The sequence below is a fragment of the Chitinophagaceae bacterium genome, assembly GCA_016713085.1.
In the GTDB taxonomy this organism is placed as follows: domain Bacteria; phylum Bacteroidota; class Bacteroidia; order Chitinophagales; family Chitinophagaceae; genus Lacibacter.
Genome location: JADJPV010000002.1, coordinates 1,064,827 through 1,084,311 on the forward strand (window position 1 = coordinate 1,064,827; position 19,485 = coordinate 1,084,311).

The 19,485-nt window shown below is 39.0% G+C and carries 20 protein-coding genes and 1 pseudogene; 13 read left to right on the forward strand and 8 right to left on the reverse strand.

The genetic code is table 11. From position 1 onward, the window contains the following. Window positions 1-399: 399 nt before the first annotated feature. The 4 genes from IPK31_17620 (at window position 400) to IPK31_17635 (ending at window position 2,919) form a co-directional block, all read left to right on the forward strand. Window positions 400-879, forward strand: coding sequence for a hypothetical protein (locus IPK31_17620; protein ID MBK8089591.1), 480 nt, complete (start codon window positions 400-402; stop codon window positions 877-879). Between the two features lie 5 nt (window positions 880-884). Continuing rightward, window positions 885-1,094 carry a thioredoxin family protein gene (locus IPK31_17625; GenBank protein MBK8089592.1) on the forward strand — a complete coding sequence of 70 codons (210 nt, stop codon included), beginning with the start codon at window positions 885-887 and terminating at the stop codon, window positions 1,092-1,094. A 65-nt stretch (window positions 1,095-1,159) separates the two neighbouring features. Continuing rightward, complete coding sequence (locus IPK31_17630) at window positions 1,160-2,107, forward strand: hypothetical protein (protein MBK8089593.1); 948 nt, start codon at window positions 1,160-1,162, stop codon at window positions 2,105-2,107. Window positions 2,108-2,157: 50 nt separating this feature from the next. Then, window positions 2,158-2,919 carry a class I SAM-dependent methyltransferase gene (locus tag IPK31_17635; GenBank protein MBK8089594.1) on the forward strand — a complete coding sequence of 254 codons (762 nt, stop codon included), beginning with the start codon at window positions 2,158-2,160 and terminating at the stop codon, window positions 2,917-2,919. Here IPK31_17635 and IPK31_17640 read toward each other — a convergent pair whose 3' ends face one another. Both IPK31_17640 and IPK31_17645 read right to left on the reverse strand, forming a co-directional pair. Then, window positions 2,920-3,447: a sulfatase-like hydrolase/transferase gene (locus IPK31_17640; protein ID MBK8089595.1), complete on the reverse strand. Its 528-nt coding sequence runs from the start codon at window positions 3,445-3,447 to the stop codon at window positions 2,920-2,922. It abuts the gene before it with no gap. After that, a complete protein-coding gene (locus IPK31_17645) occupies window positions 3,419-4,840 on the reverse strand; it encodes a sulfatase-like hydrolase/transferase (protein ID MBK8089596.1) in 1,422 nt (473 codons plus the stop codon). Before IPK31_17645 ends, IPK31_17640 begins: the two co-directional genes overlap by 29 nt. A gap of 148 nt (window positions 4,841-4,988) precedes the next feature. On the opposite strand from IPK31_17645, the gene IPK31_17650 reads away from it, so the two are divergent. The 3 genes from IPK31_17650 (at window position 4,989) to IPK31_17660 (ending at window position 7,456) form a co-directional block, all read left to right on the forward strand. Next, the gene (locus IPK31_17650; protein MBK8089597.1) at window positions 4,989-5,561 is read left to right on the forward strand and encodes a phosphatase PAP2 family protein; all 573 of its coding nucleotides are present in this window, start codon (window positions 4,989-4,991) and stop codon (window positions 5,559-5,561) included. Between the two features lie 65 nt (window positions 5,562-5,626). Further along, window positions 5,627-6,916: an HlyC/CorC family transporter gene (locus IPK31_17655; GenBank protein ID MBK8089598.1), complete on the forward strand. Its 1,290-nt coding sequence runs from the start codon at window positions 5,627-5,629 to the stop codon at window positions 6,914-6,916. 87 nt (window positions 6,917-7,003) lie between these two features. Next, entirely contained in the window at window positions 7,004-7,456 is a 453-nt protein-coding gene (locus IPK31_17660) for a hypothetical protein (protein ID MBK8089599.1), read from the forward strand. 6 nt (window positions 7,457-7,462) lie between these two features. On the opposite strand, the pseudogene IPK31_17665 reads toward IPK31_17660, so the two are convergent. From IPK31_17665 to IPK31_17685, 5 genes and pseudogenes are all read right to left on the reverse strand, one after another. Continuing rightward, a pseudogene (locus IPK31_17665) lies at window positions 7,463-8,357 on the reverse strand (class I SAM-dependent methyltransferase). Between the two features lie 29 nt (window positions 8,358-8,386). Continuing rightward, the gene (locus IPK31_17670) at window positions 8,387-9,025 is read right to left on the reverse strand and encodes a hypothetical protein (protein MBK8089600.1); all 639 of its coding nucleotides are present in this window, start codon (window positions 9,023-9,025) and stop codon (window positions 8,387-8,389) included. Between the two features lie 2 nt (window positions 9,026-9,027). Then, window positions 9,028-10,650, reverse strand: a complete 1,623-nt coding sequence (locus tag IPK31_17675; protein MBK8089601.1) for a hypothetical protein — start codon at window positions 10,648-10,650, stop codon at window positions 9,028-9,030. A 61-nt stretch (window positions 10,651-10,711) separates the two neighbouring features. Continuing rightward, window positions 10,712-12,067, reverse strand: a complete 1,356-nt coding sequence (locus IPK31_17680; GenBank protein MBK8089602.1) for a tetratricopeptide repeat protein — start codon at window positions 12,065-12,067, stop codon at window positions 10,712-10,714. A gap of 71 nt (window positions 12,068-12,138) precedes the next feature. After that, window positions 12,139-13,770 carry a tetratricopeptide repeat protein gene (locus IPK31_17685; GenBank protein ID MBK8089603.1) on the reverse strand — a complete coding sequence of 544 codons (1,632 nt, stop codon included), beginning with the start codon at window positions 13,768-13,770 and terminating at the stop codon, window positions 12,139-12,141. Window positions 13,771-13,908: 138 nt separating this feature from the next. On the opposite strand from IPK31_17685, the gene IPK31_17690 reads away from it, so the two are divergent. The 6 genes from IPK31_17690 to IPK31_17715 all read left to right on the forward strand — a co-directional run bounded on the left by IPK31_17690 (window position 13,909) and on the right by IPK31_17715 (window position 18,739). Then, window positions 13,909-14,319 carry a DoxX family protein gene (locus IPK31_17690; protein ID MBK8089604.1) on the forward strand — a complete coding sequence of 137 codons (411 nt, stop codon included), beginning with the start codon at window positions 13,909-13,911 and terminating at the stop codon, window positions 14,317-14,319. A gap of 6 nt (window positions 14,320-14,325) precedes the next feature. Next, on the forward strand, window positions 14,326-14,739 hold the full coding sequence (locus tag IPK31_17695; protein MBK8089605.1) for an acyl-CoA thioesterase: 414 nt from the start codon (window positions 14,326-14,328) through the stop codon (window positions 14,737-14,739). Window positions 14,740-14,786: 47 nt separating this feature from the next. Then, window positions 14,787-15,374 carry a Uma2 family endonuclease gene (locus IPK31_17700; GenBank protein MBK8089606.1) on the forward strand — a complete coding sequence of 196 codons (588 nt, stop codon included), beginning with the start codon at window positions 14,787-14,789 and terminating at the stop codon, window positions 15,372-15,374. Between the two features lie 5 nt (window positions 15,375-15,379). Next, entirely contained in the window at window positions 15,380-16,642 is a 1,263-nt protein-coding gene (locus tag IPK31_17705) for a CinA family nicotinamide mononucleotide deamidase-related protein (protein MBK8089607.1), read from the forward strand. Between the two features lie 176 nt (window positions 16,643-16,818). Further along, window positions 16,819-18,165, forward strand: a complete 1,347-nt coding sequence (locus IPK31_17710; GenBank protein ID MBK8089608.1) for a 2-oxo acid dehydrogenase subunit E2 — start codon at window positions 16,819-16,821, stop codon at window positions 18,163-18,165. A 64-nt stretch (window positions 18,166-18,229) separates the two neighbouring features. Then, a complete protein-coding gene (locus IPK31_17715; protein MBK8089609.1) occupies window positions 18,230-18,739 on the forward strand; it encodes a hypothetical protein in 510 nt (169 codons plus the stop codon). A 161-nt stretch (window positions 18,740-18,900) separates the two neighbouring features. On the opposite strand, the gene IPK31_17720 is transcribed toward IPK31_17715, so the two are convergent. Further along, window positions 18,901-19,392 carry a histidine phosphatase family protein gene (locus IPK31_17720; GenBank protein MBK8089610.1) on the reverse strand — a complete coding sequence of 164 codons (492 nt, stop codon included), beginning with the start codon at window positions 19,390-19,392 and terminating at the stop codon, window positions 18,901-18,903. Window positions 19,393-19,485 lie beyond the last annotated feature (93 nt).

Sequence of the window (19,485 nt, forward strand, 5' to 3'; positions counted from 1 at the left end):
TTCTTCCGGGATAAAAATTTATCCGTGTATTGCGGGTTCAGTAAAAAAAGGTAAGTCTGCTTTATAAAAAAGGCTAATACAGCAGGAAAGGATTTCAGTGCTGAAGGAGGTTTCAATTTTGATTGTAACAATCTAAAATTAAATGGATACTTCTTTCAGGTTATTGTTTCAGTTAAATTGTTTTCACAATTTAAAAAATGAATATATAGATAAAATCAGGAATCAAACAATATTTTAAAATATGTTATTCACATTCAGTTACACATACTCAATATTGATTATTTTATTTTCTAAATGTTTTTACTATGCGTTATAAAGAAACGTGCAAAGATTTTAAGTTTTGAATGGTGGCAAGTTTTGTGAGGAAGATAAAGTTTGTAATATTGTAAAAAAAAGAGCATGAGAATTTTGTCGGTAGTTTTCTTCTTATTGGGATTTGGATGTAACAGCGGAGCCCAGAACAATGCGAGTTTAAATGTTGATGAATTTGAAAAAGGATTAAGCAACAAAGACGTTCAGTTACTTGATGTACGCACTGCCGGTGAATTTCGTAACGGGCATATCAAGGGTTCATTACAGGCCAACTGGAATAATGAAAAGGAGTTTGCAGACAGAATTGCTTCTCTTGATAAAAACAAACCTGTTTATGTTTATTGTTTAAGTGGCGGACGCAGTCGGGCTGCTGCAGTCTGGATGCTTGAAAATGGTTTCAAAAATGTTGTGAACATGAATGGAGGATTAAACAGTTGGAAAAGAAACGGCAAACCTGTAGAAGGAAAGGCTGATGTAAAGCAAATGACCATGGCAGATTACCAGCAGCAGATTGCCGGTAAGGAATATGTACTGGTTGACTTTGGAGCAGAATGGTGCCCTCCCTAGAAAAAATGGAACCCATCGTAAATGATTTTATTGCTGCAAATAAGAATATCTCCTTCTTAAAAATTGATGGCGGTATCCATACTGACCTCATGAAACAGTTAAATGCTGAAGTGTTACCCACTTTCATTCTGCTGAAAAACGGCCAGGAAGTTTGGCGATACAGTGGTGTACTATCTTCAGAAGAATTGAACAAGGTTTGGACAGAGAAGAAATAGGCCGGTTTTCACCAGGAGTAAATACAGAACTGGGAAAAAAACTTACCTTAACAAAAACATCAACCATGAGAAAGCTGTTTCTTTTTATTTTCCTGCTGCTGTCTGCCAGTTCATTTTCGCAGCAAAAACGGATGAATCAATGCGGTTTTATTATTCCTGACAATGTGTATTTGCCACCAAACCGTTTTGCAAGTGTATATGAAGCAAGGGATATTTTGCAGAATATGCTTGACACAATTAACTGGAAAGAGAATTTCCAGGTTCGTGAACAGAATGGAATTAATAATGCGTATGCAACCATATTAAATGGTAAACGATGGATTATTTATGATAATGACTTTCTTGAAAAGATTGATTATATAACGGCAACCAAATGGTCTTCTATCAGTGTTCTTGCACATGAAATGGGACATCATTACCGCAATCATGTAATGGATGGAACTGGAAGTACACCTCCAAAAGAACTGGAAGCTGATTTTTTTTCAGGATATATCATGGCCAGGTTGGGAGCCACTGCAAATGATGCAAAAGCAGCCATGCAAAAAATTGCAAGTGATAATGGCAGCAGCAGTCATCCGCCAAAACAGGAACGGCTGAATGCAATTGCACAGGGATGGAACTATGCAAAAGGTATTTCATCCAATCCGGGTAACACACAGGGGCCGTCAACTCCTCCAAAACCTCCAACTACTGGAGGTGGACAGGGAACTGCAAATCCACGTCCTAACCCTGCACCGCCAGCGAATCCATCATTAGATATGAGTTGGATTTATCTGTCAAATTATGGCGAGCAGGCAATTACCGTTTATCTGTCTGATGATAACAGGAAATTTGAACCTGTTGAGCTTAAGCCCGGTCAGCCATTTGTATTTAAGTTTGAAATATATCAGTATGGATGGTTGAAATTAGTAAACTCAGCTTCTGCAAAAACCTACAGGCTGTCACACTTTAAAGACTATTCAATTGTATGGAGCCGCCGAAACAGGAATTGGCTGGTTGTTGAAATTCCTTAAAGTGGAGAACTTGAACTGCTTAAAACTGACAGGTAACTTATTTTTGTTATATGGAATTACCGGATAAAGGGAAGAAAGCATGGTTCAGGAATTGGTTCAATTCACATTATTATCATCTCTTATATTTTGAACGGAATGAGGAGGAAGCAGGTGCTTTTATGGACGCCCTTTTGCTGAAATTAAATCCTCCTAAAGATGCATTGATGCTGGATGTTGGATGTGGCAGAGGCAGACACAGTATTTATCTTGCTTCCAAAGGTTACCGGTTAACGGGTATTGATATAAGTGAAGACAGTATTGCCGAAGCAAAAGAACAGGAAGCTGAAAACCTGGAGTTCTTTGTACACGATATGCGTCTGCCCTTTCGTATGAACTACTATAACTATGCGTTTAATTTCTTTACCAGCTTTGGATTTTTCCGTACAAGACGGGAACATGATAATGCTATCCGCACTATTGCCCAGTCATTAAAAACTGATGGCATTTTTGTAATTGATTACCTCAATGCACATTACGTAGAAAATCACCTGCAATATAAAAGTGAAATACAGAAAGATGATGTTACTTTTTCTATTACACGCTGGCTCGATGAAACACATTTTTATAAAAAGATCGTAGTGGAAGACGAAGCAAAACTTGAAGAACCACTCGAGTTTACAGAAAAGGTAGCCAAGTTTTCATTGGGCGATTTCAATGACATGTTTGCTTATTACGGACTTCAGGTACAGGAGGTTTATGGAAGTTATACATTTGAACCTTATCATGTAAGTAATTCACCACGCCTGATTATTATAGCAAAAAAAATAAAGTAACTAAGGTTTTACCTTCTCCTTCTGATTATTGAGCAGCATCCAGCGGGATGATTCATACAATGCAATGGTTTGCTCAGCCATCTGCTGTTTTATTTTCGTGTAGTTCGACACAGATAAAAGAGGTGAATTAAAATGAACAGGAACCAGCGTGTCTTTTTGCAGGTTCATATTGAGAATATAGTAATAATCATTATTCACAATCCCAATCTCTCCTTCATCATGATGAATGATAAACGCAAAATCTTTTCCTCCCCCTTTACGTAATACAACCCTTCCGATAGTTGTATTGGTAAATGGCTGATTCAGTAAACCAGCAATGGTTGGCAATACATCCACCTGGCTCACTACTTCAGTACGTTTTTCAGGTTTTATAAAAGCAGGAGAGTAAAACAGCAAAGGAACATGCTCATCTGATAACCGCTCATTCGTCCACGCATCAGGATAGAAAGCTGAAGCATTTCCTTTTACGCCATGATCGCCAATGAACACAAACAATGTGTTATTGTACCAGCTCTGCTTTTTTAGCATTCTCCATAAACTGCTGAAGGCAATAATCAAAATAAAGAGAGGCTTCATATTCCTTCTGCGAATCAAACCCGTATTTTTTTAATTCTGCTTCATCAATCAACCTGTTGTCAACAAAACTTCTGTCTTCTTCAGGGATAACAAATGGGCGATGATTATCTGCTGTTTGAATGATACTGAAAAATGGCTGCTGCTGTTCGGTTAAAATGCGGTTGGCTTCTTTAAACAGATTTTTATCGCTGATGCCCCACACATTAAACTTGGGGCTTTGATACATTCCTTCTTCATATAATTTCAATCCGGCCACATTATTTACCAGCAGCCCTTTGAAATTATTGAATTCACTGTTACCACCAATAAAATAGAATTTTTTATAGTCGTTAAAGGAATTGATAATGGTATGCTGATTTAACGCTTCAGGATTCCGGGTTGAAAATTTACTCAACTGAACATCGGGAATACCCGTGAGTAAAGAGAAAACTGCTCTGGCTGTTCCAAACGATGGTGAAAAGCAACGTTCAAAAAATAAACCTTCATTTGCAAGTTGCTGAAAGTAAGGAGTGGTATTTAATGGATTTCCACTCATACTTGTTTTATACATGCTGAACGATTCGCAAAGCACCAGCACCACATTCATTTTCTTTGCCGGTTCCAGAAAAATTTCATTTCGTTGAAAATTTAAATTAGAAGCATTTTCCGGTAACTGCAGTAAATGTTTCATGATTTCAAACTGTCCCTTAGCACTTCCATCATCTGAAAATGGTTTACGGAAACGGAGTGTTGTAAAGAAATTTTCCAACGGGTTTAAAGCCAGGTAGGCTTTGAAATTATTTCCAAGTTTAAATGCATCCTTCCACATTAATGGCTTGGCAGGATTGCTTCCGGCAATACCAAAAATTAAAAGAACAATCAGCCAAACTGTACGCATTGGTTTATACGGAGCTTCAACTGAGTAATCTACTTTTTTATGAGTACGATGGAAGTAACCGTATAGCAACCAGATCAATACAGATAACAGTATGAATATCCAAAACAGCGGATATGACTGCCAGAGCATCCGGATTGAAATAGTAAAGTCTTCAATAAAATTCAGGGCACTGGCATTGAGCCTGGTTTCTACATAATCGAAATGACCAAAATCGGCACCATAAAAAAACAACAGAAAGCTGCTCATCACAACCAGATAAACGATCCAGAATCGTCGGTGTTTTGAAGACCTGAAAGGTGATAATTTTGGAAAACTGCCTGCTAAAAGCAATGGAGCCAGTAAAATGCTTACCCAGCGAAGATCAAAACGCATGCCCATCAGGAAAGAAGGAATCGCCTCAGCAAATGAAATAGAATCGGGACGAAATGTGAAAAATGTCAGCACTCTCATGATGCTGAACAGCAACATAAAAAAGAAAAACAATTTTAAAACCCAACGGGAAGTTGGTGGCAAGTGAAAACGTTTACCCATATTCCTTAAGCTGGCCGCTAAATTAGAAAGATTTCAGCGGTTTCGGTTTTATTTCCATAAACGGTTAGCTATATTTGATGAAACCATGCTGAAACCGATATTACAATTTGACCGTTCCCTGTTTTACTACATCAACAATAAGTGGAGCAATGATTTGTTTGATGCAGTGATGCCATTTATCAGGAATCAGTTTTTCTGGGTGCCGGTTTACCTTTTTTTACTCCTCTTTGTTTTCATCAACTTCCGCAGCAAAGTATGGTGGTGGGTTTTATTCTTTCTTGCCACGTTTGCATTGACTGATATGATCAGCACACAGGTTATTAAGGCCCTTATTCAACGGCCAAGACCATGTGCCGATGCTGAAGCAGCTCATTTCGTCCGTATGCTTATTCCCTGCAGTTACAGCTATGGTTTTGTTTCATCGCATGCAGCCAATCATTTTGGTATTGCCATTTTTCTTTTTCAAACCATGAAGCATTTTGCTAAACAATGGATCTGGCTTGCTTTTGTTTGGGCATTCCTGGTTGGGTATGCACAACTATATGTAGGTGCACATTTTCCGTTTGATGTAATTGGTGGAGCAGCTCTTGGTTTACTCATTGGCCACCGGACTGCTCTAATTTTCAACAAGCAATTCGGCGGGTTACAGGTTAATTAATCGTTCCCTTTTAACAGTAAAACAGGCACTTGCAAAAAGCTTCGTAGATTTGCGCTATATATACAATGGAGATATTTATTTTATTCGTTCTGATTTTCCTCAACAGCTTATTTGTAATTGCTGAAATTTCACTGGTTTCGGCACGCCGTGCAAGACTGGAAGTATTTGCAGCAAAAGGAAGCTCAAGCGCCAAAACCGCCCTCGAACTTTCAGAACATCCTGAACTGTTTCTTTCAGCAGCACAAATTGGTATTACCCTCATTTCCATCCTTACGGGTGTGTACAGCGGTGAAAAATTCAGTGATGACCTTGCACCGTTCTTTCTGCAGTTTGATTCATTGAAAACCTATGCTGATAATATTGCTACTACTATTATAGTTGTGATTGTGACCTTTCTTTCAATCATACTTGGAGAGTTGGTTCCCAAGCGCTTAGGTTTAATTAACGCAGAAAAAACTGCAATGGCTGTAGCAAAGCCTATGAAGATCTTTGCTAAGTCTGTGCACCCTGTTGCATGGCTACTGAACAGCATTACAAGTCTCATTTTCCGAGTGTTCCGTGTAAAGACCGTTCATGATAATCATGTTACCGAGGAAGAAATCAAAGCAATCATTAGTGAAGGAACTGAACAGGGTACTATTGAAGAAGCAGAACAGGAAATTATTGAGCGTGTGTTTCACCTGGGTGACAGGAATATTACCTCGCTCATGACCCACCGTAATGACATTATCTGGTTCGATTTGAATGATACGGAAACATCCATCAAAGGAAAAATTGTAGGTGAGCCCCACTCTATTTACCCTATTTGCGATGGTGATCTGGATAGTATTAAAGGAATTGTTTCTGTCAAAGATTTATATGTATCTGATGATTTTACCAAGTTTAAACACCTGATGAAACCTGCCTTATTTGTTCCGGAGAATAATTCTGCTTACCAGGTGATGGAAAAATTCAAGGAAAGGAAAATTCACAGTTCTTTTATCGTTGATGAATATGGAAGTGTACAGGGCATGATTACACTCAACGACATTCTTGAAGCAATTGTTGGAGATATTCCTGAACCGCATACCGATGATTATGAAATAGTAAAAAGAGATGATGGCAGTTACTTGGTTGATGGACAGATTCCTTTCTATGATTTTCTTTCCCGTTTTGAAAAAACAGAATGGATGAATGAAGGTGAACATGAGTTTGATACATTAGCCGGTTTCATACTTCATCAGCTGGAACGTATCCCCCACGCAGGTGAAAAATTTACATGGAAAGGATTTACATTCGAAATCATTGATATGGACGGACACCGTATTGATAAGGTATTACTGAATGTACCGGATGGTGTTGGTGAAGATGAATAAGGGTTAAAGATTCTTTAAAACATTTCCTTTTTACAATAACCTGCAAACACGGGTATCTTATTTGATATTTCATAAGAAACACACATTATGAAATCAAAATTTTACCCCTTCTTCGTTTTATCACTTTTACTTTTTTTTTCTTCCTGTAAAAAATGGCTGCCCGAAAACCGTGTGGTTGGTACCTGGCAACTGGTTGATGCGGAGAAACGCAGACCTTTCAGCAACCAGTCATTTACAACCGGCTATGAAACCGGAATATTCACTTTTTATGATAATGGTGACGCCACTTACAGAGATGCCGCCGGTAGTATGACAGGCAGCTGGAATATGCGTGATATTGATGGGGGGTATTATGATCAGGAAGGTAACTGGCAATCACAACGAAGGACAGACATGCTTATTAAACTGTACGACTTCCGTTCAAACAGGGTGCTCGACTGGTACTTTGATTATATTGATTTCAGAACTTCCGGTAACCGGCTGATCGGTTTTGTGAATGGTGCGAATTATAACTACAGGTATTATTTCAGAAAACAGTAAAGAGGTTTAATCTGCTTTATCAATGATATAGATCAATGAACTGCATTGCTCTTTGTTGACCCATGCATTGAAGTTGGAAGAAAGACCATTCCAGAATGCTTTTACAGTACTGCCTTTTTTATATTTTTCACTCAGCATGGAGATATAAAAACTATCCAGCCACATGGGTTTTGTGCTGATGACTTTCAGACCATGCAGTTCCATGAGCTTTCTCATAGAAGCAGGTGAAAAATGATACAGGTGCCTTGGTACATCATACGAAGCCCAGTATTCTTTATAGATCGTTGCATCTTTACTTGTATAATTAGGAACTGCAATAATGAGCTTTCCTTTTGGTGCCAGTAATTTTTTCAGCTGTTCAATGTATTCATCAAGCTGATGCATGTTCCAGCACATGCCACATCGTAATGGCATCGTAGGTTCCTTCCGGCAATCTGAATAATTCTTCTGAAGGATAGATATCACAATTGTATTTCTTAACACCAATTGCTCTTGCATCGGCATCAGGTTCTAAACCGGAAACATTCCAGCCGGCTTTAACCATGGTGTGAACAAATGTGCCTGTGCCGCTTCCAACGTCGAGTAACATGCCCACACTCTTCTTCGTTGCTTTTCTAACCAGGGCCTCTTTGCTCATCATGGTAAAAAAACGGGCCCAATGATAGATGCTGTTTACAAGCCCTTTCTTTGTATTGCTGTGTGATATATAAGCGGAGGATTGATAGTAACGCTGTATCGCTGTTTCGCAGGGAATGGCCTGTGTAAAGCGCAGACTGCAATCTGTACATTCTGTAATTACAAATGACTCATTACTTACTGTAAAATCTTTGGCAGTGAGAACTTTCTTCAGCAATTGACTTTTACAAACAGGGCAATGTGTTTGTTGTACATGATTACTCATAAGCAGCAAATATCAGCTTTCGTTGTGGTTTATTGAACTTTGTACGGGGCCGGCTTCTCAATCACATTCAGTTTTCTGCCATTACCCTGCTTCATCCCGCTATCAGTATTTGTTGACTGATGATACCAGATTGCCACAATACCAATCAACAACAATGCCAGAGCAATGAACCAGAAGCTCTTGTACGTTTTCTTCTGATCACCAAAAAGCAATTCCTCCATTTCTGTATTCGTCTTTTCATCCTCACCTACCCTTACTAAATGTTCTGCATTTTTACGAATGACTTTTTCAGCTTTTACAGGTTCTGTTACCTCCGTTTCAAATGCTGATGTAAAATGAAGTATTTTATTTTCATCTTTTGTAAATGCGCCGATCCCTTTCCATTCTACAGCATTCTTTTCAGAAAGACCATGTTGAAAATTGGCCAAAAGTATTTGCTGCTGTTCTTTCACAGCCGTATGACTGATATGTAACTCCTCACTCAGCCAATGTTCAAATTCTTCATCGGGTTGAGCGGTTGAAGAAAAATGAAGAAGAGACTGCGGGGCGTGCAATAAACGATTAGGAAAATCAAGTCTGGCGGGCAATTGCTCCACTGAAAATGTGCCAATGCCCTGAAGGGACAGCTGTTTTCTGAATGATAAATACCTGGCTACCAGATCAACCATACTTAGTTTTGCTTTTGGTCAAAAGTAAGCCTTATTCCTGCAAGAAAGTTAAATCCAACAGATGGATAATTGTTCCAGCGTTCGTATTTTCTGTTGAAAACATTATTGAGCTGTGTCCAAACGCTGATCATTCTGTGTACTTTAAATTCCACTCCTGCATTCAGATCAAATGCAGCAGGAAGCCGGTTGGTATTAAGAGTAGTTTCAAATAATGCACCCTGCCACGCATACAGATCGCTCTTTACCATAATCTTTTTTGTTGGCTGCCAGCGTAAAGCTGCAGTTAACTGTAAAGGAATGATATGCCAGGCACCGGAATACTTTTGCTGACCAACGAAATTGTAGATATCCAGTTTGCCACTTGCATTGAATTTATCCTGTAATACAAAACCCATTTCTGCCTGCCAGTGGAAAGCCTGTAATTTGGATTCTCTTAAAACTGAAAACAGAGAAGGCTTTACAAAGTTGGTGAATAAAGGAACACCTAACTGCTCCAGATAACCGCCCTGTATGCGGTAATTAAATGAATTGGCAAGCGTGCCTTTTACTCCTCCATATACTTCAGTAATTCTTGTATTGAACTGTGATACGGGTTGATTGATCCACGGGTTCTGCGAAACAAAATATTGATAAGTGTTCTTACGGACATGTGCCACCCAACCTGCTGTAACAATAATTTTTTTCTCCTGTATATGGTAATCAATCAGCAAATCAGGCAATACTTTCATTTTACTGTTATCCCATGTAGGACGAATGCCTGCTTTGATATATAACCGGGATGTTTTTAATAACACAGCTGCATTAAAGAAATAAACATTATTGCTGTAAGATGAACTGTCAGTTGGTGCATAAGTTGTTAAATTAGCATTGGCACGAAGAAGCAAACCAAAACTTGTACCGAACCTTACTTCAACAGGTACATCAAGTACTGCATTGGTTTCAGTTGAACGGCTGTCACTGAAAACATTAATGTTAAGATCGGGGTTATAACTTACGCCATACCTTGTTACATATGCATTGCGTAACCCTGCACGGATATTAATCGTTTGATATGGCTTTTTTAATGAATCATCTTTTGAATTAGTTAAAGATGGATCCGGGCCATATAAAAAAAACGTTTGCTGCTGATAACCCACTTTACCATAAAGCTCAATGCTTTTTATAACAGTATTTAAGTTGGCTGATAAATTGGTATTGCTGAATTTTTGTACACGCAGTTCGCCTTTTTGTGAAATATGATTGGCGAGTAAAGTAAAGTTGGTATGCTTGCCATCGCCAATAGTGAAACCTGCATCAACTAATGGTGTGTTGTAATTGCCATAACCCACTTTAATGTAGTTGCTGTTATGCGCCTGCCCAGCTGAATCAATCTGCAATGCCAGCGGCTTTAAGCCAACCGGCTGCAGGTTAAAGTATAAATTCTGAATAGGAATATTGTAGGTAAGATTTGGGCTGCCTGTTTCAGGTGCCGGTGGTGTGGCAGTGAAATTCAGCTTCACTGCATTTTTTAAAACAGGTTTAAACGCCGATCTGATTTCTACCGATTGTTTCTTTGTTGTATCCTGTGCCATAGTATGAACACCCAATACACAAAAAGCAATTCCAAATATGATTATTCTGTTCATGTTTTATTCTTAATTATCAATCGTTACTATCAACTAATTACTAATGACTGCCGGCTTATTCTTACCCGTCAATCTTTGAGTTCTTCTTTTCTTCTTCAATCACCATCTGCAGTTTACCCTCTGCTTCTTTTTTCAGCTGCGGATTGGTTGCATTTTCAGATATACTCTGGAAGGTGGCTTTTGAATTAAAGTAATCTTTCTGTTTGAAATAAATATCGCCCAGTAAAATATACGATTTGGTTACCCAGAAGTCGTATGATCCGCTTTGCTTGATTACTTCAAATGCTGCTTTTTCTGCATTGGCTAAACTGTTGAGATCATAATGGCATTTGGCAATTTCATACCTCGCTTCAGCAGCCCACTCGCCTTTGTTGATAGCAACTACAGCTTTATATGCCTGAATGGATAAATCAAACTGACCATTGATTTGATGGTTACGGCCTGTTACAAGATTGGCCAGTGCCTTATCATCATTTCCAATTCCTTTTGTAATAAGCAGGTTTCTTGCAACGTCGGCAGCCTGCTTATATTCTTTCAGCTGATAATGACAACGCAATAATCCACGCATTGCCTCCAGCCTGTTTTCATCAGTTGCTGCAACGGTTCTTAAAATTTCATAATAAGGTTGCGCCTTTGCATAATCCTGCATTTCAAAATAATAAGTGCGTGCAGCAATCAGCGAACTCTTTTCTGCATACTTACTGTTACCCTGCTTTGCAACGTATTCATAACCCGGCAATGCATTCTTCCAGTCTTTACGCTGCATATAACATTCGCTTCGGTTATAATGCGCATCTATTGCTTTTGCACCATTCGGGAAACGGTTGAGATAATTTGTTATTTGAAGCATTGCTCCGGTGCAATCATTTGCTTCCAGTTTAATTTCTACTGCTGCATAAGCCAATGAATCAGCTTCAGTCATGGAAACATTCGTACCGGTTGAACGGATAAATTCTTCATACTCCTGCGGACGGCCCAATTCAACATAAATAGCACGGATATTATCTAATGCAAGATCTGCTTCTTCCGAGTTTGGATATTGCTGCAATAACTTTTTGTACTGTATTAATGCTTCTTCATTTTTGTTGAGATTGTAATAGCAAACTCCCAACTGCAGTAAGGCATTTTGTTTCATGCCTGTATTCTGCGGAGCATTTACCACATTATTCAGGAAAGGAATAGCAGCCTGGAATTTTTCATCGGCCATATAAGTCTTTGCAATTTCCATGTTGGCATCCGGAACAAGATTGCTGCGTGGATACAAACGTTGCAAAGTTGTGAGCTGATCAATTTTTGTTTTGCTGTTTGTTATTCCATTCAGCATTGATTTCTGGTACAGCGCATAATCTGCATTGGGCCATGAATAATCAACTGCCTGCTGGTACATACTCAATGCCTGCTTGTAGTTGCGCTGCATGAAATAACAATCGGCCAAACGGATATAAGCATCCTGGTCAATGGGTGCTGAGTTCAGTGCAACTTTTCCAACTACTTTTGAAAGAATCCCTGTGCCACTATAAAGTTTTCTTTCCGCAGGTAACAGTAACCCATATTGTAATTGGCTTCTTTTACTGTTGCCTCTCCCATTCCCGGGCTGCCGCTTTGTAAAAATTTATCGTAATAACGAATGGCATCATCCAGTTTATCATTCCTGTAAGCAATCTCCCCTTTCCAGTAATTGGTAAGAGGAAGTACAGGTGCGTTAAATGGATCTTTCAATATCTTATCAAGTAATTCTTCGGCTTTGTTTAACTGACCATCATTGATCAATTCAGCAGCACGACCATACAAAATTCTCGGATATATTTTTTTCGTTGCTTCAGATGGATTATCCAACGATTCAATCATAGTAATCGCATCTTTATAATTGCTTGTTCCTGCCAGCAGGCCAACAAGTAATTCTTTTGCTTCCTTATTATAAGTGCTCTTTGGATATTCAGTTAAGAAGCGTTTAAATTCGCTGATGGCAACACCCTGATAACCGAGTTCATAAGAAAGTTTTGCATAGTTGAAGAGAGAAACTTCCCTTTGCTGCTGGTTACTGCTGTTGGCTGCACAGAAAGCAAATGCATTTCTTGCATTTTCTTTCTGATTGGTTTTTAGATACGCATCGCCTAATAAATACATGGCGCTCTGGCTCAGTGAATCTGTGCTGCCGCTTAGTTGTTTAAATCCCTCAATGGCTTTTGTAAGTTGTTTTTCCTGGTAATAACAATAACTCAACTCATATAAGTCCTGCTTTGTTACTTTATCTGATTTAGCTACATATTGTTCCAGCAGCGGCAATGCTTTCTTATATTCTTTCTTTTCAAAATAAGCATGACCCAGCAATTGTTTCATTTCAAGATCATAGAGAATATTTGGCCGCTTCATTGCATCTTCTGCGATCTTAATGGCTTTGTCTTTTTCGCCACGGAAATAATAGATAGAAGCAATATAGAACGGAACAATCTTTCCGTATTCCGGATGATCTTTCACCAGCTCAAAAGAATTCAATGCATCATTGTATTGCTTATCAGCATAGGCAAGAAAGCCATAATAATAATTGGCATCGAGATAATGCGGATCCATCGGCAGCTGCCTGATGGTATTGAACAAAGGCTTGGCCTGCTGAAAACGCTTTAAATGAAAATAGGAATAAGCCATACGGAATTTGGCTTCTGAGATCTGTTCATTGTTTAAACTGGCGATCTCAGCTTTTTCATAATACTCCAGTGCATCAACAAACTGCTGTTTCCGGAAATAATAATTTGCCAGGTGAAAACTCAGCTGCTGGGTACGGGGCATGTTGTGCGTTACCATAATATACTCCCGGCTTGGAACAACTGCACGTTCATCGTTTTGCTGTAAAGAGCAGGCCAGCAGGTAAAAATCAATTTCCTGTACCAGGATGCCCGAATTAAGAATAGTTGTTGATTCTGTTTCCTGCTTTAATTCACGCAGCAAAGGCAATGCAAGGCTGTACTGATCGTTGAGGAAATATTCCTGCGCCTGTTTAAATCTTGCCTGAGGATCTTTGTAAATAGCTGTTGACTGTGCAGTAACCTGCAGTGCAAAACAGGAAAAAAGAAGGATGGTAATGTAAGTAATGCGTCTGTTCATTGGCGGGTAAACGTTCATCTTTATCAAATATTTTAACCGTTCTCTTAAATCTGTTTACTTGTTAAAGGTAGTTCCTCCTTTTCTTTCAAACACCGTTCCATTTTTTTGTGGATAAAACTTTGGGTTGCGTTAATTTCGCAGCTTCAATCCAAATAAATGAAGAAACTATTATCTATTAAGTATTCGGCAACGGTTTTTAACATTTCCTTCTTACTGTTACGTCTTGTACTCGGCATCAGCATGTGTGTCAATTATGGTTATGATAAGCTGGTTCATTTTGCCGACAAGAAGGATTCGTTTGTGAACCTCTTTGGAATTGGCAGCACAGCCACACTTGCATTAGTTGTATTTGCCGAATTTTTCTGTTCCATTTTTGTTACGCTTGGTTTGTTTACAAGGTTTACAGTAATTCCTTTAGTCATTACCATGGGTTATGCATTTTTTATTTCAACCAATGCTCATTTATTTGGTAAAGGAGAACTGTCGGCTGTGTACCTTTCAGGTTTTCTGGCAATTCTGCTTTGCGGCCCCGGTCGTGTAAGTGTGGATGGAATGATCAATAAATAATATATAATGTTTACAAGCGAAACAACTATACGGGTAAGATATGCAGAAACCGACCAGATGAATGTGGTGTATCATGGTAATTATGCCCAGTATTTTGAAGTGGCAAGGGCTGAAGCAATCCGTGAAATGGGAATTACCTATAAGGACATGGAAGCAATGGGTATTGTAATGCCGATTGTGGAGCTGCATACCAAATTTTTACGTCCGGCGGTATATGATGACCTGCTTACGATCAAAACACAATTAAGAGAATTACCAGCCGATCACCGGATTGAGTTCCATCATGAAGTGTTGAATGAAGAAGGGAAGCTGTTAACCATCGGCAGAATTGTGTTATATTTTCTTGATGCAAAAACAATGGCAAGAGCAGCCATGCCAACTGAATTAGCGAATCACCTGCAACCTTATTTTAAAGCCTGAGTTAAATAAGCATTGCAGCAATTCTGAATTTAAATTAACTTTAGTCAATGGAAAATATTGTGCAGGAAGCTGCTCCAAAATACAATTATATTTCACCAAAGGAATACCTTCAAAAAGAACGTGCTTCTGATGAAAAGCATGAGTATTTTGACGGGCAAGTGTATTTGATGAGTGGAGCAGGTTTAAGGCATACGAAAGTAGCAACGAACCTGATAGGAAATTTATTTGCATTTTTAAAAGATAAGGACTGTAATGTACTTGCTGAAAACATGCGGGTGTCCTCTCCTTCTCATGACTCATATATGTACCCGGATGTGATGATTGTATGTGGCAAAGAAGAACTGGAAGATGAACAATTTGATACATTACTCAACCCATCTGTAATAATCGAAATTCTTTCTCCCTCAACCAGAAGTATAGATAAAGGCAGGAAAATGATGTATTATAAAGAAATCCCATCGCTGAAAGAATACTTTATGGTTGATACGTTTAGCCAAATTGTTCACTGCGTAAGAAAACAATCTTCAGGTGATTGGCGGTTTGAAACAATTGCAGGAAATAATTCTATTGTTTTACTTGAAACCATTCAATTTCAACTTCCACTCTCAGCTATTTACAACGGAACAGGAATTTAAACATTATGACGAATCAAAGACTTTTTGCCTCCATTATAACAATTGGAGATGAATTATTAATCGGTCAAACCATTGATACCAACAGCGCATGGATGGCGCAGGAGCTGAATAAAATTGGTGTGTGGGTGAAACGCCGTGTTGCCGTTGGCGATACAAGGGAAGATATCTGGCAGGCGCTGGATGAGGAATCAAGAGAATCGAAGATCATTTTAATAACCGGTGGACTTGGCCCAACTGCTGATGATATAACCAAACCATTGCTCTGCGATTATTTTGGCGGAAAGATGATTGTAAACCAGGAAGTGTTAGATCATGTAACAAATATTTTTCTGAAACTAAACCGCCCTATTATTGAACGTAATATGAAACAGGCTCAAGTTCCGGATGTATGTACCGTATTGATGAATAAAAGAGGTACAGCACCTGGCATGCTGTTTACAAAAGAAGGATGCCTGTTTATTTCCATGCCGGGAGTACCGCATGAAATGAAGGGATTGATGACAGATGAAGTATTGCCCCTGTTAAAGCAGAATTATAAAATGCCGTTTATCCTTCACCGTACATTGTTAACAGCAGGTGCAGGTGAATCATTTCTTGCCGAACGGATCAAAGACTGGGAAGAAGCACTCCCTGCACATATTAAACTTGCTTACCTTCCCAATTATGGAATGGTAAAACTGCGCTTAACCAGCCATGGTGCAGATGGCGCTGCTCTTGAACATGAACTGGATACGCTTTTCTTAGCCTTACAGGAGCAGGTGAAAGATATCATGATCACAAATGAAGATCTTCCGCTGGAAAAAGCATTGGGTGATTTATTGGTAAAAAGAGGAAAAAGTATGGCTACAGCAGAAAGTTGCAGTGGCGGATATATTGCACACCTGGTTACATCCATTGCCGGTTCATCAATCTACTTTAAAGGAACAGTGGTTGCCTATTCGTATGATGCAAAAGAAACCATTCTTGGAGTAAATCATCAAACACTTGAAACAAAAGGAGCCGTAAGTGAAGAAACGATTACCGAAATGTTTAATGGCCTCATGAAGGTAACCACTGCTGATTATGGCATTGCTACCAGCGGTATTATGGGCCCGGGTGGCGGAACAGAAGATAAGCCGGTAGGCACGGTTTGGGTGGCAGTTGGATCGAGAGAGAAAATGGTTGCAAAAAGATTGTATTTCCGTCACGACCGGTTGAAGAATATAGAGTTAACAGCTACAAATGCAATGATGATGCTGTTTCAGTTTGTAAAAGCAGAGGCCGTTTGATAAAGTCCAAATCTTTACCTTTGACCCCGACCAGCGATTGCATACCAAACTTGTTGAATAGAATTTCTGTACAGATGTGTGACCCGTCTTCGCTAAGGCTACGAGCGGGCAGGCACAACAGAAGCTGAACAGAACTGCAATGGCCGGTTACAAAAAATAAACTTCAAAATATTTATATGGCTTTAGTTGATTTAATTATGCCTAAACTCGGTGAAAGTATCATGGAAGCCACCATTCTGCGTTGGCATAAAAAACCGGGTGATTCTATTAAAATGGATGAAACGGTTCTGGATATTGCTACCGATAAAGTGGATAGTGAAGTGCCGAGTACAGCAGAAGGTGTGCTGAGTGAAGTATTGTTTAATGAAAATGATGTGGTACCCATTGGTGCCGTGATTGCACGCATTAAAACAGGTACTGCAGAATTGTTTGCTCCTGCTCAAGCTCCATCCCCGGTTTATGAATCAGTGAAAGCAGAAGTAATGGATGAAGATATTCCTTATCAGCCTGCAGGTGCGAAAGTAAGTGCACCAACAAATGGCATTCGTTTTTATTCTCCGCTTGTTTTGAATATTGCTGCACAGGAAGGAATTGGCATGGCTGAACTGGAAAAAATTCCCGGCACAGGTAATGAAGGACGTGTTACTAAAAAAGATATTCTGCAATATGTATCCGACAGAAAAGGAACAGGTGGCGCAAGAGTACAGGAATCAAGACAGGAAGAAGTAATGGTTGTTCCGATGAACAGGGTTGAGACGCAGCAGCAACAACCTTCATCAGTTTCCTCATCAACAGCGCCTACTATCTATAGTGGTAATGTAGAGATCATTGAAATGGACAGAATGCGGAAACTGATTGCTGATCATATGGTGAAGAGCAAGCACACCAGTCCGCATGTTACAAGCTTTACCGAAGCGGATGTAACCAACCTGGTACAGTGGAGAGATAAGATGAAGAAAGAGTTTGAAAAAAGAGAAGGAACAAAGATCACTTTCACTCCTTTGTTTATTGAAGCGATTGTGAAGTGCATTAAAAAATATCCGCTCATTAACAGCTCAGTTGATGGCGACCGAATCATTGTTAAGAAAGATATTAATATAGGAATGGCTACTGCTTTACCAAGCGGAAGTTTGATTGTACCTGTCATTAAAAATGCAGATCAGCTGAACTTAGTTGGATTAGCCAAACAGGTAAACAACCTGGCTGATGGTGCCCGTAATGGGAAATTAAAACCTGATGATACAACAGGTGGCACATTTACTATGACCAATGTTGGGACCTTTGGAAGTTTGATGGGCACTCCTATTATTAATCAGCCACAGGTTGCAATTCTTGCAGTTGGTGCTATTAAGAAAAGACCGGTGGTAATTGAAACACCACATGGCGACAGTATTGCCATCCGCCACATGATGTATTTAAGTATGAGTTATGATCACCGCATTATTGACGGAAGTCTTGGTGCTACTTTCTTAACAGCGGTGGCGAATGAATTGCAGAATTTTAATGGCGACAGAGATTTGTAACAGAAGCCGAGTCGAATTATAATCTGAATTTTGACATTATTTTAAAGAATGACTTTATAAAGTTATGGATTTGAACTCACGAACAGATAAATCATTCAAAAATCTTGCAACGTTTGCAGATGAAGTTCTTGTTGCATGTCCTCACTGCAATCATCGGGCAAATGTTTATGCAGAACAGGGAGAATATACAGTCCCATTTTCTACAAAGTCAAAAGCGATATTCAGATGTAATAATTGTTATAAGTCGTTGGACGAGAATTTATGGTATGGGCCAATAATAATTTCCCCTGCTAACTCAAATTGTGGTTATTGTGGCAGCATTTTAAAATTCAGTAAAAAAGTAAATAAATTTCAGGATAAAATCGAAGTTAAATGTCAAACTTGTGAGCAGGAGAAAAAGTATGATGTTCACTATACTTTGACTTACGCAAATAGTAAACAAGCAACCGATCCATATTTTGGTCTACAACTTTGGCTGCAAATCCCAGTCGATGAAAATGTTTTATGGGCATATAATTTTGAACATCTGGATTACCTGAAAAATATGTGGCGGCAAAACTCAGAGAAGCCGTAAGTGGTGGTAAATACTCCTTAATCTGGAAGTTGCCGGATTTTATCAAATTATCGAAAAATAGAACAAAGGTTTTAAAAGCTATTAATCGTCTTCAATTAAAATAAACAACTCCGGCTTTTAAGTCGGGGTTACTGTTTATGAGTTACTGGCTTTAGCCATGATCAATACTTCTTTCGTTCAAACAAATACTTCTTCCCTTTCCTCTTTACAATAAACAGGTTGTCGTATTCTGTTTCTGGAAGATCAGTCAGCAAATTCTGTCCCATCATTTTATTTACGAGGTCATCAACCGTATTGGAATGTCCAACAATCAAGACTGAACCTTTCTTAATACTTTTTAAACGGCTGATAAAACGGTCAACTGTATCTCTCGTACTATACATCTGAATAGTAATTCCCTTGAGCTCAGCCAAAGGTTTTGCGGTTGATGTAGTCCGGATTGTTTGCGTAGAAAAAATGGATTCAATTTTTTCTTTTGGCAGAACATTCTTTAAAGCAATCGCTCTTTGCTGCCCGGCTTCAGTCAATGGAACATCACTGCTCATATTTGCCGCTGCTGTTGCTTTCTCAGCATGACGTACAATATAAAAAGTGTTCCTGTTACAGGATGTAAGCAGAACCAAGAGAAAAGCGAACGTTAAAATAGAGCGCATAATGGTTGGTTTGAAACGATAAAGTAAGTTGTTCTTTTAATTAATCAAAGAGTTTTGTAAATTTAAGAAACAATAAACCGTAAAATCCTCAAT